Source organism: Nocardia sp. NPDC050412, assembly GCF_044458825.1.
Classification (GTDB): domain Bacteria; phylum Actinomycetota; class Actinomycetes; order Mycobacteriales; family Mycobacteriaceae; genus Nocardia.
The window spans coordinates 194,307-209,167 of the sequence record NZ_JBITIJ010000012.1; the positions used below are offsets into that span (position 1 = coordinate 194,307).

The window sequence follows — 14,861 nt, forward strand, 5'->3', positions numbered from 1 at the left end:
CAGTCGGTCTCTACTGCAGTGCCAGCATGGTGCCGTTCAATTCATTGAGCGGCCCGTACACGGTAAAGGTCACCCGTCCACCCGGGACGCCGGCGGAAACGTCCGCCGCCGCATCCAGCGCCTGGCCGAACGAGGCCGCCGACGGATGCGGCAGACCGGCGATGGCCTGCCCGATGTGGTTCTGGTGCACCCAGGCGGTGTCGGCCGAGTTGAGGTCGACCTGGACCCCACCCGCCAGCGGGGTAACCGCGACCGCCGAGGCGGACCCGGTGCCCAGCATGGCGAAAACCGATGCGGCCCCGGCGATCAGCGCACCGGCGACCAGTGAACGAACAATCCGCATAGAGTTGTGCCTGCTTCCGTGATCGAAGAATGTGAGTTTGTGGCGGACCGGCAACGGGTCTTACCAACGGCGCCTACTCTATGACGTCGCTCACGTTCTAGGCCAGTGCCACCCGAATCGCCATGCCGGACACGCCGAACCCGGCGGCGTCAGAGCCCGGCTGCTAGGGTTCCCCGGCGTGGCGGGATCGAGCTTTTCCCGCACATTCGCAAGTGACCCGTACGTCGACAATTGGGAGTTATCCACTGATGTCAACGATTCTTTTCGATTACCTGATGCCTCTGCTCGGTCCTGAGCAGGCGGCGTATTGGGCTCAGGTTTTCATGGTCAACCCGCTCTGACCTCACCGTCAACGATGCGGTCTTCGTCGCCTTCCGTTAACCAGACGGGAGGCGACGTTTCCCAAGTGCCGCTAGCATCCGCTGCGTGACCAGAACTACCGCCGCGATCGCGGCCAGCTGCACCGTGTTAGCCCTGCTTCTTGCCGGTTGCGGCGATGACAAAGACTCTTCCGCCGCGCCCGCTTCCGCGACGACTTCGGCGGCGAAGGCCGCGGGCGGCGAGATGTTGGACAACGTCAAGGCGGGGACGTTCGTCGTCAGTTACCGCAGCGCCTTCCCCAAGCTCGCCGAGGGCAAAGACGACGCCAAGATCGGCGACATTCTGGTCCAGACCTGCAAAGACATCAAGGACGGCAAGAGCGAGGACGAGGTCGTCCAGAACGTCATCAAGCGCACGAAGGGCGCCTCCGAGGCCTCCAAGGAGGAGGCCCAGGCCATCTATCAGATGGCGAAGATGCTCTGCTGAGCTGAAATAGTCAATCCTTCAGCCACGGCAAGTAATTGGGCAGGTATTTCAACACGTACCCGACGGTGATCATGACGATGATCGCGATCACGGGAATCAGTATGGACATCGGCCCGGTTTCCTTACGTTGTGCTACCGATGCGGTCGTACGGCGCAATCGGCCGTAGCGACTGTTTGCGGGTCGATCGAAACGGTCAACCGTACCCGTATCGGTATACGCCCGTTGTGTTACGAGCGCATTCCATCTTGTTCGGCCGCTGGCGTGTTGCCGTGACCGAGCGCCGGTGTCGGCTCGGGCGGGGTGATTTCCGGTGTGGGCTGGGGTGCGGTCGGGGTGGACTCGGCGGCGCTCGCCCCGGACGGCGTACCGCGTTCCAGGAACCGCAATAACTCCACCGGAAACGGCAGCACCAATGTCGAATTCTTTTCCGCCGCAACTTGAACCACGGTCTCCAGTAATCGTAGCTGCAGTGCCGCCGGCGATTCCGACATTTGCGCACCCGCCTGGGCCAACTTCTTCGACGCTTGTAATTCGCCCTCGGCGGAAATCACCCGCGCCCGTCGTTCCCGCTCCGCCTCGGCCTGCCGCGACATCGAGCGCTTCAGTGAATCCGGTATCGATACATCCTTGATCTCCACCCGATCGATATGGATTCCCCAGCCGAGCGCCGGGCTATCGATCATGATCTCCAGCCCCTTGTTCAACTCCTCACGATTGGACAACAGGCTATCCAGATCACTCTTTCCGATGATCGAACGCAAGGACGTCTGCGCCACCTGCCCTACCGCGAAAAGATAGTTCTGTACCTCCACCACCGCACAGACCGGATCGATCACCCGGAAATAGACCACGGCGTCGACGCGTACGGTCACGTTGTCGCGGGTGATGCCGTCCTGCGCGGGCACCGGCATGGTGACGATCTGCGTGGAGACCTTGCGCATCCGGTCGACGAATGGAATCAGCATTCGCAGTCCGGGATCTCGGGTTCCGACCACCCGGCCGAACCGGAACACCAGCCCCTTCTCGTATTGGGTGACAATGCGCGCGCTCATCGCGGTGACTATCCCGCCCGCGATCGCCCCCACCCCGAAAATCGCCCCGATAACGGCAAGAATATCCATGGTTACACCCCGTGCGAAGTGCCTGACCGCACCGAATTCCGGCTCAGCGGTCCAGTTCCATCATGGCACCGGTGAGCACCGGATTGCAGGGGGCGGACGAGTTGGCCTGTAAGCCGGATCCTGTCCCCGGCTCACACCGGGTGACGGCCATCCATCTGGACACACCGTTGCCGGGTGCCTCGAGCGGTCCACCCGCAGGCTCGGGCGAGCAGCCCTCGAACACCTGCGCAGCCGCACCGCGAACGGTGGGACCTTCGACCTTGCTCCGGGCGGGGTTTACCTAGCCGCCCCGGTCACCCGGGGCGCTGGTGCGCTCTTACCGCACCGTTTCACCCTCACCGCACGATCCCGGGGGATCGTGGGCGGTCTTTTTTCTGTGGCACTTTCCCGCGGGTCACCCCGGGTTGCCGTTAGCAACCGCCCTGCTCTGTGGAGTCCGGACTTTCCTCGGCGACGGGCTGCGGCACTCACGTACCCGTTCCCATCACCGCGGCCGCCCGGCCAACTCGTCCGCAGCGTTTAGCCTACTTTGATCAAGGGGTACCTTGATCACTGGCCTGACCCGTGACCGGTCGGGGGGTAGTAGTTCGGATCGAAACAGTACGGTGAGGTGCCATGGAACGTGTCGAGGTCAGTTTTCCCTCGGGCAGCGAGCAGTGCGCTGCCTGGCTGTATCCCCCCGCTGGCATCCCCAAGCCCCGCCCACTCGTTGTAATGGGGCACGGTCTCGGCGCAAACCGGGAGATGGGGCTGGATAGGTACGCCCGGCGCTTCGCCGCCGCCGGGATGGGTGTGTTGGTATTCGATTACCGGCATTTCGGGGCCAGTCAAGGTGCGCCGCGTCAGCTACTACATATCGCCCGTCAGCGCGAGGACTGGCGCTCGGCCATCGCTTACGCACGCACGCTGCGCGGCTTCGACGCGACCCGAATTGCGCTGTGGGGCACTTCTTTCGGCGGTGGCCATGTGCTGACGGTAGCGCCCGACGACGACTACATCGCGGCGGTCGTCGCCCAGGTACCGTTCACCAGCGGCTGGGCCTCGGCCATGGCGAAGGGCCCGACCAGCCTGACCAAGGTGGCCACCATCGCGGCTACCGATCTGCTCGTCGGTCCGATCCGGCGCAAGCCCATTCGCGTCCGATTGGCCGGTCGCAAGCGTTCAGCGGCGCTGATGAGCGCGCCGGATGCGCCGGAGGGTTATGGCAGGCTCGCGGATGAGAGTGAGACCTACGAACCGAAAGTCGCTGCCCGCGTGGCTTTCTCGACACTGTTCGATTCCCCCGGCCGCCGGGCCAAGGCATTGAAGATGCCGGTCTTCTACGCGATCGCCGACAACGACACCATCGCCCCACCGAAACCGACCATGCGCGCGGCCGAACGCACCAAGCACGCGATCGTAAAGCGTTATCCGGTAGGACATTTCGATGTCTACTTCGACGATGTCTTCGAGCAGACGGTCTACGACCAGACCGAGTTCCTGGTGTCGGTGCTGCGGCCCTAGCTGCCGCGCAGACAACGGCCGGACGCGCTTCTCGTGCTCGTGCTGCCGGCTACAGCGCTCAGCTGTGCGTTTCCATGCTGCTATTCGCCATTCTGATCTTCGCTACGGGGGTGAAGTGACCGGGGCCGATCAAGCCGATACGAACGCCGCGGCGGCGGGGTATTTGGCCAGTGCCTCGCCTGCGGCGATTTCTTCGGCATCGGCCAGGAGTTCATAGATAGTGGCGTTGACGCCGGTGGCGTGGGTTTCGGCGGCGCGGGCCAGGATGGCTTCGCGGGATTCGACGGCGTCGCGGTGGTCACCGAGTACGGTTTGTAGGCGTTTCGCCTCGGTGCCGAGATCCTTTGCGGCATCGCCGAGTACGTAGATCGCGCCTTCGCACGAGTAACGCAGGCGTTTGGCGCCCTTGCGGATATCGTGCAGCAGTTCGACGCGCTCGGCGGGCGAAACGGCGGGCTCGGCGTAGACCAGTCGCCGTAAGCGTTTGCGGTCCTTGCGCAGGATTCGTTCGAAGACCTCGGCGGCTGGCTGTTTCGATTGGTCCGCGTCGAGCGGTGGGTCGGTGCGCCAGGCCGAAAGACGGTGGCGCAGTGCGTGATAGCGGTGGTGATCGAGGGCGGCGAGGACCTCGGCATGTGCGGTTCGGTACCGGTCGCGTTCCGCATCGACCAGTTCGGTGCGCACGTACTCGGTGGTGCCGGGCACATAGCTGTTGCCTGCCGCCTTTGGAACGGCCGTTTCCATTGCGAGCCGGGCGAATTCATCCTGTGGCGCATGCGCGGCCAACAGCGCTGTGAACCGTTCCGCCCGCACCTCGGCATCGCGCGCCACACCGAGTAGATCGGCCAGCCACTCGAGTTCGTGCTGCATCTCGGCGATCGGTGTGGCTTCGAAGAGCGTCCGGTAGGAGCGCAGCACACTGCGCAGTCTGCGCGTCGCGACCCGCATCTGGTGCACCGAATCCCAGGCGTCGGCACGGACATCCGGTTCGGCGGCCAGCAGCCGGTCGACGTCGTCGCGCAGCGCCGCGACGATGGCGGTTCCGGCCGTGACCATGATCAGCTCACTTTCGCGAATCCGTCGGTCGCCTCGACGAGATGGTGCGTTATTCCGGGTTCGGCGGCGGCGTGACCGGCATCGTCGACGATGTGCAGTACCGAACCGGGCCAGGCGCGATGCAGTTCCCATGCGCTGGTCGCCGGGCAGACGACATCGTGGCGTCCCTGCACGATGACGGCGGGGATATGCGCGATCTTGTCGATATCGCGCAGCAGCTGTCCCTCGTCGAGGAAGCCGCCATTGACGAAGTAGTGGTTCTCGATCCTGGCGAATGCCAGTGCGAACCGCGGCTGGGCGCTCTCCTGTACCCGATCAGGGTGCGGCAGTAGCGAACTCGTCGCGCCCTCCCACGTGGACCAGGCGACGGCGGCCGCTTGTGCGACCTTCTCGTCGGGGGAGTGCAGCAGCCGGTGATACACCCGAACCAGATCGCTGTCGCGCTCGTCCTGCGGCACCGGGGCCAGGAACTTCTCCCACTCGTCGGGGTAGATGTAGCCTGCGGCGCCGTTGTAGTACCAGTCGATTTCCTTGCGCCGCAACAGGAAGATCCCGCGCAGTACGAGTTCGGTGACCCGCTCCGGATGCTGTTGCGCATAGGCGAGTGCGAGCGTAGAACCCCAGGAGCCGCCGAATACCTGCCAGCGGTCGATGTCGAGATGAATGCGCAGCGCTTCGATATCGGCGATCAGGTGCCAGGTGGTATTGGTCTCCAGACTCGCCCCGTCCGCGATATGCGGGGTGGACCGTCCGCAGCCGCGCTGATCCAGCAGCACGATCTTGTATGCGGCCGGATCGAAGAACTGCCGGTGGAATGGTTCGGTGCCGCCACCGGGTCCGCCGTGCAGGAACACCACGGGCTTACCGTCTGGATTGCCGCTGACCTCCCAGTACACGGCTTGGTCCGCGCCGACATCGAGCATGCCCGTTTGGTACGGCTCGATCGCGGGGTAGTGAGTTCGCATCAGAAGGCGATCCCCGAAGCCAGATCGGGCAGTTCCAATGCCTCGATCGCCTGCTGGTGCACATCGGCGCAGCTCTTGGTGGTGATCCGGTCGATCATCGGCTTATCGGCGAGTACATGGCCGTTGATGCCGCCATTGCGCAGCGCCCATTCGTGCACCAGAGCATTGAGCCCGATCCGGCCCAGCGTCGGACCCTGTACCCGCCAGTTCGACAGCTCCGGGCGGATCATGTCGCACAGCTGGGTGGCCGACGCGTCGGAGATCTCCAGGGTGGTCGTCGGTGCGCTGGTGGTCTTGCCCGCGCTGGTGGTCGTGGCCGATCCGGTGGTCGAACTCGAGCTGCCGGTGGGCGCCGGGCTCGAGTCGTTCCCGCAGGCGGTGAGCGCCACGGCTGCGAAAATCCCCGCTACCACCAGCGTGCTGCGTGAAATCCAACGGGTTTGCGGCATCGGTACCCTCTGCTCGTGTCGGCATTGTCGGCTTCGAGTCTGCCATTATTTGCCCCGCGTGGCCCGCGCGATTTTGCTGGGCGCCGCCGATCAAACCTGGCGAAAGCCCGCACGCAGCTCGTCGAGCAAGCCCTGCAGGAAGCGCGCAAACCTCGGTGGCGATGCGTCGATGGTGCGCCAAGGATGCAGGGCGATCAACGGTGCCAGCCGGTCGGCGAGAGCGATTTCTGCGTCGGTAACGGCACCGGATCGCCGCCACCGTTCCAGATATTCGGTGCGGTGCGCACCTCGCAGTACCCGCCAGGACAGCAACGGGTGGGTAACCACGGCATCGCCCCAGTCGAACAGCATGTCCGAGTCGGTGAACACATTGCCCGGGTGCAGATCATTGTGTTCGATGCTCAGTCTGCCGAATTCGGCGAGCGCCGCAGCGGCTTCGGTGATCGCCGCGCCGAGGCCGGGGACACGGGGCTCGAAATGCTGATACACCGTGATCAGTTGGGGCGGTGGCAGATATGGTGTGCCGGTGTCGCGCAGTTCAGCGATGTGGTCGCCCATCGCCAACTGGAGGTCGGCGTAGCGGCGGACCAATTCGGTCCACGCCGCCGCGGAATCCCGCGCGGTGGCACCGCCGTCGGGACTGAGTATCCAGCCGCGATCCGGTTGCACCGCAAGCGGTTCGAGCACACTACCGGGCCGCAGCCGGGCCAATGCCTGCAGCAACGGACCCTCGTGCGCACCGGCTCGGGCGTTGGCCTTCAACCACATCGGACCCGCATCGGTCGGGATGCGCACGATCAACGACCACGACCGCCGTCGCGTTTCCTCCGGCGTACCAACGATTTTCACGCCGCGATCGGCGAGAACTCCGGTGGCCCAGTCGAGCATCGGCTGCACGGGTTGGCCGAGCAGCGCCGCTGGTGCGTGCACCGCTCGGCCGGTCATCGTGAACTCAGAAGCTGTGCTCGGGGCCGGGGAAGGTCCCGCGCCGCACCTCGTCGGCGTAAGCGGCCGCGGCCGAACGCAACTCATCGCCGATCCGGCCGAACCGCTTGACGAACTTGGCGGTCTTACCGCTGGTGTAGCCCGCCATATCCTGCCAGACCAGCACCTGCGCATCGCATTCCGCGCCGGCGCCGATGCCGACGGTCGGGATGGTCAGCTTGCGGGTCACCTGGCCGGCGAGTTCGGCCGGCACCATCTCCATTACCACGGAGAACGCACCGGCCTCCTGGACCGCGATGGCATCGGCGATGAGCTGCTCGGCGCCGTCGCCACGACCCTGCACCCGGAAACCACCGAGGGTATTGACGCTCTGCGGGGTGAAGCCGATATGCGCCATCACCGGAATACCGGCCGAGGTGATCAGCGCGATCTGCTCGGCGACGCGCTCACCGCCCTCCAGCTTCACCGCGTGCGCACCGCCCTCCTTCATGAACCGGGTCGCGGTGGCCAGCGCCTGCTGCGGCGAGGACTCGTAGGTGCCGAACGGCAGATCGGCCACCACCAGTGCGTGCGGTGCACCACGGACCACACCACGCACCAGCGGGATGAGTTCGTCGACGGTGATCGGCACGGTGGTGTCGTAGCCGTAGACGACGTTGGCGGCGGAATCACCCACCAGTAGGACCGGGATTCCGGCCTCTTCGAAGATGCGAGCGGAGGAATAGTCGTAGGCGGTCAACATCGACCACTTCTCGCCATCGGCCTTCATCTGCTGCAGATGAGGTACCCGCGTCTTGCGCTTTGTCGGCTTGGCAGCCGGGGCAGCGCCGTAGGCAGGGGTTTCCGATTCGGATACGGACATCATCGTCCCTTTCGTGGTTGTCGCCTCGAGGCCCGTTCGGGTCCCCGGGTTTGTATGACGAATCCAGTGTGCACCCCCTGCCTCGCCCGTTTAAGGCCATAGGCGATGCAATTGGTCACATCGCAAGCCCAGCGCAGCGACTGATTTCGCACGAACATGGGTAACTCGTGTACGCCCAGAACCCGTCGCAGTCCCAACGGTCGGTGCGGTGATCGAGGTTCGAGTACTCACGGCCGGCCGGAGTTTCGCCAGAGGTGGGGCAGGCATGCCAGGATCTTTCCCATGTCTGTGGTGCGGAATGGGTCGCGTGGGGTGCTGGTCGCGGTGGCGCTGGCGGTGGTGGCGGCCGGATGCACCGCATCCAAGGACGAGCCGGGCACTGCGTTACCCACATCGCCCGCGGGCCTCGAGAAGTTCTACAGCCAGACCGCGAACTGGGGTTCCTGCGGCGATTTCGGCTCCCCGGACGACCGCCTCGCACCGAATACCGAATGCGCCCGCATCACCGTGCCCGTCGATTACAGCAAGCCCGAGGACGCCACCGCGCAGATCGCGCTGGCCCGAATTCCGGCCAGCGGCAACCGGATCGGCTCACTGCTGCTCAATCCGGGCGGTCCGGGCGTATCGGGTTTGTCGATGGTGGGCATCGCGGGCAAGACGCCGCTGGCCGAGCGCTTCGACCGAGTAGGTTTCGATCCGCGCGGTGTCGGATCCTCGATCCCGACGGTCGCTTGCCTGACCCCGCAGCAGAACGACGCCGAACGCGCCGAACCGCCGACCGACAACACTCCCGACGGCATTGCCAAGGCCGAGGACGAGAACCATGAGTTCGTCGGCCACTGCGTCGAGCGCACCGGCACCGAATTCCTGGCCCATGTCGGCACCCGCGAGGTGATACAGGACATGGACGTGATCCGCGCCGTACTCGGCGATCCGAAACTCAGCTATCTCGGCTACTCCTACGGCACCAAGCTCGGCTCGGCCTACGCCGAGAAGTTCCCGAACAATGTGCGCGCCCTGGTGCTCGACGGTGCGGTGGACTCATCCCAGGATCCGATCCAGGAATCGCTGCGGCAGGCGGCGGGCTTCCAGCAGGCCTTCGACGCCTACGCCGCGGAATGCGCCAAGCAGGCGGACTGCCCGCTCGGCACCGATCCGTCCCAGGCTGTCGCGAAGTTCCGCGCGCTGGTGAATCCGCTGGAGACCAAACCGGCCGCGACCACCGATCCACGCGGACTCAGCTACGGCGACGCCATCACCGGCGTGCAGCAGGCGCTCTACTCCGATGATTTCTGGAAGGTGCTCACCCTCGGTCTGTCCGAATTGCGCGACGGGCGTGGCGACACGCTGTTGAAGCTCGCCGATCTGTACGACGGTCGCCGCGACGACGGCAGCTACGACAACACGCAGGAGGCCTTCAACGCCATCCGCTGCGTCGATGATCCGCCGATCAACGATCGTGCCGTGGTGGGCCGACAGGACATGGAATACCGCAAGGCGGCACCGTTCCTGGACGACGGTCGCGGCACCGGAACCGCACCGCTGGAACTGTGCGCCGTCTGGCCCGTGCCGAACACGAGCACACCGCACAAGGTTTCGGCGCCGGGTCTGCCGAAGACGGTGGTGGTGTCGACCACCGAGGATCCCGCGACGCCGTATCAGGCCGGTGTCGATCTGGCCAACCAGCTCGGCGCCGCGCTGATCACCTACCGGGGCACCCGGCACACCGCGGCATTGGTCGCCGGTGATCAGTGCCTCGACGACGCGGTGATCTCCTACCTCACCGATCTGAAGGTCCCAGGGTCCGGTCTGACCTGCTGATTCCCCGCTCCCGACCGCGCCTCGCCGGCGCCCGGCCCGGTCGTGTGGGGGGCGTACTGTGCCCGCGGCTCGCTCGCTCACAAGGTGATCTTGCGCCCTGTGAGATTCATTCCGAATGATGGGATTGCAATCCCTAAGCGTGTATGTAACACGGATTTAACGCCGGATGCTTACGCTCGGCGACATGGATCGCCAGAAGGAATTCGTGCTGCGGACGCTCGAAGAACGGGATATCCGCTTCGTGCGTCTCTGGTTCACCGATGTGTTGGGCTATTTGAAGTCCGTAGCCATCGCTCCGGCCGAGCTAGAGGGCGCCTTCGAAGAGGGCATCGGCTTCGACGGTTCGGCCATCGAGGGCTTCGCTCGGGTGTCGGAGGCCGATATGGTCGCGCGGCCGGATCCCTCGACCTTCCAGGTGCTGCCCTGGGCGACAAGCAAGGGCCACCAGCACTCCGCGCGTATGTTCTGCGATATCACCATGCCCGACGGCTCGCCGTCCTGGGCCGACCCGCGCCATGTGCTGCGGCGTCAGCTCAACAAGGCCGGTGATGTCGGGTTCAGCTGCTACGTGCACCCGGAGATCGAGTTCTTCTTGCTGGAGAACGGTCCCCAGGACGGCCGCCAGCCGACCCCGGCAGACAGCGGCGGGTTCTTCGACCAGGCCGTGCACGACTCCGCGCCCAACTTCCGTCGCCACGCCATCGACGCGCTCGAGTCGATGGGCATCTCGGTGGAGTTCAGCCACCACGAGGGCGCTCCGGGGCAGCAGGAGATCGACCTGCGCTACGCCGACGCGCTGTCCATGGCCGATAACGTGATGACCTTCCGCTACCTGATCAAGGAAGTGGCCATCGACGAGGGCGTGCGCGCAACCTTCATGCCGAAGCCGTTCGCCCAGTACCCGGGCTCGGCCATGCACACCCATATGAGCCTGTTCGAGGGTGAGGCCAACGCCTTCCACGATCCCGACGATCCGATCAACCTGTCGGCGACCGCACGCGCCTTCATCGCGGGCATCCTGGAGCACGCACCGGAGATCAGCGCGATCACCAACCAGTGGGTGAACTCCTACAAGCGACTCATCCACGGCGGCGAGGCGCCGACGGCGGCCTCGTGGGGCCGGTCCAACCGCTCCGCGCTGGTGCGGGTGCCGATGTACACCCCGAACAAGTCCTCCTCGCGCCGCGTCGAGATCCGCAGTCCAGATTCGGCCTGCAACCCCTACCTGACCTTCGCCGTGCTGCTGGCGGCCGGTCTGCGTGGCATCGAGAAGGGCTACACGCTGCCGCCGGAGGCCGAGGACGATGTGTGGTCGCTGACCGTCGCCGAGCGGCGCGCCATGGGCTTCCGCGAGCTGCCCGGCACGCTCGATGAGGCGCTGCAGGCGATGGAACGCTCAGAGTTGGTCGCCGAGACGCTCGGGGAGCACGTTTTCGACTTCTTCCTGCGCAATAAGCGCCGGGAATGGGCGGATTACCGCAGCCAGGTGACCCCGTACGAGCTGAAAGAGTACCTCGGCCTCTAGCCGGTTAAACCAGCGCGGTCGGCTACGTTTACGACTCTTTCCACCCCGGCCGGGTGGAAAGAGATGATCGGCCAACTAAGTTGGACGTATGGTCCGGCCGCCGTCTGCTCGTTCAGCTGTTCCTGGTGTCGGTCGGCTCGGCTTGCTCGAGCCGACCGCCGCCACCTCGTTACGAGAGTTGGCTTGGGACAATATCGACAGCATTCCGGTGCTGTGGGCGCTGTCCCGCGCGCCCGATGCCGATCTCGCACTGCTGACGCTGACGCGGTTGCAGACCGCGCTCGGCGACGACTGGCTCGAACTCGATTCGACGTTGCGTACCGATACTGCCTTGCGCGGCAGGCTTTTCGCGCTCATCGGATCGTCGAGCGCGTTCGCTGATCATCTGGTCGCCGATCCGGCCGCATGGCGAATTCTGCTGCGGGACAAGCTACCCGCGCGCGAGGAGCTGGTCGCGGACCTGTTGGCGGCGGTGCAGGCAGTGCCGGCCGAGTGTGCGCACGCGGATGCGGTGCTGTACCGGGCCGAGCTGTCCGGTCCCGAGGCAATTCCGCTGCTGCGCAAGCGATATCGCGACCAACTCATGCTTTTGGCCGCGCTGGATCTGGCGGCCACGGTCGAGAACGAGCCGGTGCTGCCGTACCAGGTGGTCGGCCGCCATCTCACCGATCTCGCCGATGCCGCATTGACCGCTGCGCTCGCGGTCGCGGTGGCCAGGGTCTGCAAGGATGCGCCGGTGCCGGTGCGGCTGGCCGTGATCGCCATGGGCAAGAGCGGTGCTTGCGAACTCAACTACGTCAGCGATGTGGATGTCGTTTTCGTGGCCGAACCGGCCGATGCCGCCGCCGCCCGATTGGCCGCCGAGATGATGAGCGTGGGCAGCGCGGCCTTCTTCGAGGTCGATGCGGCACTGCGGCCCGAGGGCAAGGCCGGTGCGCTGGTGCGCACCCTGGACTCGCATATCGCCTACTACAAGCGCTGGGCCAAGACCTGGGAGTTCCAGGCACTGCTCAAGGCGCGGCCGATGACCGGCGATCTGGCGCTGGGGGAGCAGTACCGCGACGCGTTGATGCCGATGGTGTGGACCGCCTCCGAGCGCCCCGACTTCGTCGCCGAGGTGCAGGCGATGCGGCGCCGAGTGGAGGATCTGGTGCCCGCCGATCTGCGCGAGCGCGAACTCAAACTCGGCCACGGCAGCCTGCGCGATGTCGAATTCGCCGTGCAGCTACTGCAATTGGTGCACGGCCGGGTGGACGAGACCCTGCATGTGCAGGGCACCGTCGAGGCGCTGACGGCATTGGCCGCAGGCGGGTACGTCGGCCGCGACGATGCCGCGAACCTCACCGCCTCTTACGAATTCCTGCGCCTGCTCGAACACCGGCTGCAGTTGCAGCGGCTCAAGCGCACCCACACCCTGCCCGCCGCCGATGACGAAGAGGGCATGCGCTGGCTGGCGCGCGCGGCTCATATCCGCCCGGACGGACGGCAGGACGCCATCGGCGTGCTGAGCACCGAGATTCGCCGAAATGCGGTGCGGGTGCGGCGATTACACGCCAAACTCTTCTATCGGCCATTGCTCGAATCGGTGGTCAAGATGGATCCCGACGCGCTGCGGCTGAGCCCGGACGCGGCGATCCGCCAGCTGGCCGCGCTCGGTTATGCGGCGCCGGAGAACGCACTGGGGCATCTGAAAGCGCTCACCGGCGGAGTGTCGCGCAAGGGCCGCATTCAGGCGCTGTTGTTGCCGACATTGCTCGAATGGCTCGGGGACACACCGAATCCCGATGCCGGACTGCTCGCCTACCGACGGGTCTCCGAGGGACTGGACGATCAGATCTGGTTCCTGCGCGAACTGCGCGACGAGGGCGCGATCGCACAGCGGTTGATGATCGTGCTCGGTTCCTCGGAATATCTGCCGGATCTGCTCATCAACGCACCGGACACGATCCGGATGTATGCCGACGGTCCGGGCGGGCCGCTATTGCTCAGTCCGCAGCCGGAAGACGTTGCGCGCGGGATCCTTACCGCCGCCGCACGCTACGACGATCCGAAACGTGCTGTGGCCGCTGCCCGTTCACTGCGCCGCCATGAATTGGCTCGGGTGGCCTCCGCTGATCTGCTCGGCATGCTGGACGTGCCGCAGGTGTGCAGGGCATTGTCCTCGGTGTGGGTCGCGGTGCTGGAAGCCGCACTGCGCGCGGTGATTCGGGCCAGTGAGGTCGAACTCGGGGCGCCGGTACCGGCCGATTTCGCGGTTATCGGCATGGGGCGACTCGGCGGTTTGGAACTCGGCTACGGATCTGATGCCGATGTGCTCTTCGTCTGCGACCCGCGTCCCGGCCAGGACGAGACCAAGGCCGTGAAATGGGCGATCGGCGTCGCGGAGAAGGTGCAGCGGCTGCTCGGCGCGCCGAGTACCGATCCGCCGCTGCAGGTCGACGCCGGACTGCGCCCGGAGGGTCGCAACGGCGCCTTGGTGCGCACGCTGGCCGCCTATGCCGCCTACTACGAGCAGTGGGCGCAGCCGTGGGAGGTGCAGGCCCTGCTGCGCGCGCATCAGGTGGCCGGGGACCAGGACCTCGGTGTCCGGTTCCTGCGCACCATCGATAAGGTGCGCTATCCCGAGGGCGGGGTCTCGGCGGAGTCGGTGCGCGAGATCCGCCGGATCAAGGCCAGGATCGACGCCGAACGCCTGCCGCGCGGAGCGAATCCGGCGACTCACACCAAACTCGGGCGCGGTGGCCTCGCCGATATCGAATGGACCGTACAGCTGATGCAGCTGCGCTACGCCGACGATGTGCACGCACTGCACAACACCTCGACGCTGGAATCCCTCGATGTCATCGAGCAGACCAAATTGCTTGCTGTCGAAGATGTTTCGCTGCTGCGCGAAGCCTGGATCACGGCGACCAGGGCGCGTAACGCACTGGTGCTCGTACGGGGCAAGCCGGCCGATCAACTACCCGGCCCGGGCCCTCTACTATCGGCCGTCGCGCGGGTGGCGGGCTGGCCGAACGATGATGGCAGCGAGTTCCTGGACAATTACATGCGCATAACTCGGCGGGCGAAAGCGGTGGTGGAGCGCGTCTTCGGTGGCTGAGGCCGCTCAAGGCAGGGGAATACCGGCGCGGTCGGCGCGTTTGCGCCCCCATTCGTAGAGGGCGGTGAGGACCGGGACCAGGCTCCAGCCTTCCTCGGTCAGGTCGTATTCGACCTGGGGTGGCACGGTGTCGAAGGTGGTGCGGCGGATGAGGCCGTCGGACTCCAGGTCGCGCAGTTGCTGGACGAGCATTTTTTCGCTGGTGCTCGGCATCAGGCGCCGCAATTCGCCGTAGCGGCGCACGCCCTCCTTGAGGTGGGCCAGGATGACCGGCTTCCATTTGCCGTCGATGAGATCGACGGTCACCTCCACCGCGCAGTAATAGCGCTTCTCCGGCATCGCTCGCCTCCGGTACTCACCAAA

Annotated in this window: 13 protein-coding genes and 1 other RNA gene; 5 read left to right on the forward strand and 9 right to left on the reverse strand. The window is 65.6% G+C overall.

Translation table 11 applies throughout. The features are described 5' to 3' along the window. Positions 1-10 precede the first annotated feature (10 nt). Positions 11-343 carry a hypothetical protein gene (locus tag ACIBI6_RS30390; protein WP_364345362.1) on the reverse strand — a complete coding sequence of 111 codons (333 nt, stop codon included), beginning with the start codon at positions 341-343 and terminating at the stop codon, positions 11-13. Positions 344-769: 426 nt separating this feature from the next. On the opposite strand from ACIBI6_RS30390, the gene ACIBI6_RS30395 reads away from it, so the two are divergent. Next, positions 770-1,150 carry a hypothetical protein gene (locus ACIBI6_RS30395; RefSeq protein WP_364345360.1) on the forward strand — a complete coding sequence of 127 codons (381 nt, stop codon included), beginning with the start codon at positions 770-772 and terminating at the stop codon, positions 1,148-1,150. Positions 1,151-1,378: 228 nt separating this feature from the next. On the opposite strand, the gene ACIBI6_RS30400 is transcribed toward ACIBI6_RS30395, so the two are convergent. Then, positions 1,379-2,272 (reverse strand): slipin family protein, encoded by an 894-nt coding sequence (locus ACIBI6_RS30400; protein WP_396958611.1) that lies wholly within the window; start codon positions 2,270-2,272, stop codon positions 1,379-1,381. A gap of 93 nt (positions 2,273-2,365) precedes the next feature. Next, positions 2,366-2,781, reverse strand: an RNA gene (rnpB, locus tag ACIBI6_RS30405) — RNase P RNA component class A. A 106-nt stretch (positions 2,782-2,887) separates the two neighbouring features. Here rnpB and ACIBI6_RS30410 point away from each other — a divergent pair. Beyond that, entirely contained in the window at positions 2,888-3,775 is an 888-nt protein-coding gene (locus tag ACIBI6_RS30410; protein ID WP_396958612.1) for an alpha/beta hydrolase, read from the forward strand. 129 nt (positions 3,776-3,904) lie between these two features. On the opposite strand, the gene ACIBI6_RS30415 is transcribed toward ACIBI6_RS30410, so the two are convergent. From ACIBI6_RS30415 to panB, 5 genes are all read right to left on the reverse strand, one after another. Continuing rightward, complete coding sequence (locus tag ACIBI6_RS30415) at positions 3,905-4,831, reverse strand: CHAD domain-containing protein (RefSeq protein WP_396958613.1); 927 nt, start codon at positions 4,829-4,831, stop codon at positions 3,905-3,907. 2 nt (positions 4,832-4,833) lie between these two features. Continuing rightward, positions 4,834-5,796: a prolyl aminopeptidase gene (gene pip / locus ACIBI6_RS30420; RefSeq protein ID WP_364345352.1), complete on the reverse strand. Its 963-nt coding sequence runs from the start codon at positions 5,794-5,796 to the stop codon at positions 4,834-4,836. Continuing rightward, positions 5,796-6,245 carry a hypothetical protein gene (locus tag ACIBI6_RS30425; protein WP_396958614.1) on the reverse strand — a complete coding sequence of 150 codons (450 nt, stop codon included), beginning with the start codon at positions 6,243-6,245 and terminating at the stop codon, positions 5,796-5,798. Before ACIBI6_RS30425 ends, pip begins: the two co-directional genes overlap by 1 nt. Positions 6,246-6,335: 90 nt before the next feature. Continuing rightward, positions 6,336-7,190, reverse strand: a complete 855-nt coding sequence (locus ACIBI6_RS30430) for a phosphotransferase (protein WP_364345348.1) — start codon at positions 7,188-7,190, stop codon at positions 6,336-6,338. A gap of 7 nt (positions 7,191-7,197) precedes the next feature. Continuing rightward, entirely contained in the window at positions 7,198-8,052 is an 855-nt protein-coding gene (panB, locus tag ACIBI6_RS30435; protein ID WP_364345346.1) for a 3-methyl-2-oxobutanoate hydroxymethyltransferase, read from the reverse strand. 282 nt (positions 8,053-8,334) lie between these two features. Here panB and ACIBI6_RS30440 point away from each other — a divergent pair, with 282 nt between their 5' ends. The 3 genes from ACIBI6_RS30440 to ACIBI6_RS30450 all read left to right on the forward strand — a co-directional run bounded on the left by ACIBI6_RS30440 (position 8,335) and on the right by ACIBI6_RS30450 (position 14,498). Continuing rightward, on the forward strand, positions 8,335-9,873 hold the full coding sequence (locus ACIBI6_RS30440; RefSeq protein WP_364345344.1) for an alpha/beta hydrolase: 1,539 nt from the start codon (positions 8,335-8,337) through the stop codon (positions 9,871-9,873). Between the two features lie 184 nt (positions 9,874-10,057). After that, positions 10,058-11,398, forward strand: a complete 1,341-nt coding sequence (locus ACIBI6_RS30445) for a glutamine synthetase family protein (RefSeq protein WP_364345342.1) — start codon at positions 10,058-10,060, stop codon at positions 11,396-11,398. An 88-nt stretch (positions 11,399-11,486) separates the two neighbouring features. Next, positions 11,487-14,498 (forward strand): bifunctional [glutamine synthetase] adenylyltransferase/[glutamine synthetase]-adenylyl-L-tyrosine phosphorylase, encoded by a 3,012-nt coding sequence (locus ACIBI6_RS30450; protein ID WP_364345340.1) that lies wholly within the window; start codon positions 11,487-11,489, stop codon positions 14,496-14,498. Between the two features lie 6 nt (positions 14,499-14,504). Here the strand turns inward: ACIBI6_RS30450 and ACIBI6_RS30455 are convergent, their stop codons facing one another. Further along, positions 14,505-14,837, reverse strand: coding sequence for a helix-turn-helix domain-containing protein (locus tag ACIBI6_RS30455; protein WP_364345338.1), 333 nt, complete (start codon positions 14,835-14,837; stop codon positions 14,505-14,507). Positions 14,838-14,861 lie beyond the last annotated feature (24 nt).

Coding starts and splice junctions, on each gene's coding strand:
- ACIBI6_RS30410 (WP_396958612.1), top strand. CDS start 2,888: ATGGAACGTGTCGAGGTCAGTTTTCCCTCGGGCAGCGAGCAGTGCGCT.
- panB (WP_364345346.1), bottom strand. CDS start 8,052: ATGTCCGTATCCGAATCGGAAACCCCTGCCTACGGCGCTGCCCCGGCT.
- ACIBI6_RS30455 (WP_364345338.1), bottom strand. CDS start 14,837: ATGCCGGAGAAGCGCTATTACTGCGCGGTGGAGGTGACCGTCGATCTC.
- ACIBI6_RS30445 (WP_364345342.1), top strand. CDS start 10,058: ATGGATCGCCAGAAGGAATTCGTGCTGCGGACGCTCGAAGAACGGGAT.
- pip (WP_364345352.1), bottom strand. CDS start 5,796: ATGCGAACTCACTACCCCGCGATCGAGCCGTACCAAACGGGCATGCTC.
- ACIBI6_RS30425 (WP_396958614.1), bottom strand. CDS start 6,245: ATGCCGCAAACCCGTTGGATTTCACGCAGCACGCTGGTGGTAGCGGGG.
- ACIBI6_RS30390 (WP_364345362.1), bottom strand. CDS start 343: ATGCGGATTGTTCGTTCACTGGTCGCCGGTGCGCTGATCGCCGGGGCC.
- ACIBI6_RS30440 (WP_364345344.1), top strand. CDS start 8,335: ATGTCTGTGGTGCGGAATGGGTCGCGTGGGGTGCTGGTCGCGGTGGCG.
- ACIBI6_RS30450 (WP_364345340.1), top strand. CDS start 11,487: ATGGTCCGGCCGCCGTCTGCTCGTTCAGCTGTTCCTGGTGTCGGTCGG.
- ACIBI6_RS30400 (WP_396958611.1), bottom strand. CDS start 2,272: ATGGATATTCTTGCCGTTATCGGGGCGATTTTCGGGGTGGGGGCGATC.
- ACIBI6_RS30415 (WP_396958613.1), bottom strand. CDS start 4,831: ATGGTCACGGCCGGAACCGCCATCGTCGCGGCGCTGCGCGACGACGTC.
- ACIBI6_RS30430 (WP_364345348.1), bottom strand. CDS start 7,190: ATGACCGGCCGAGCGGTGCACGCACCAGCGGCGCTGCTCGGCCAACCC.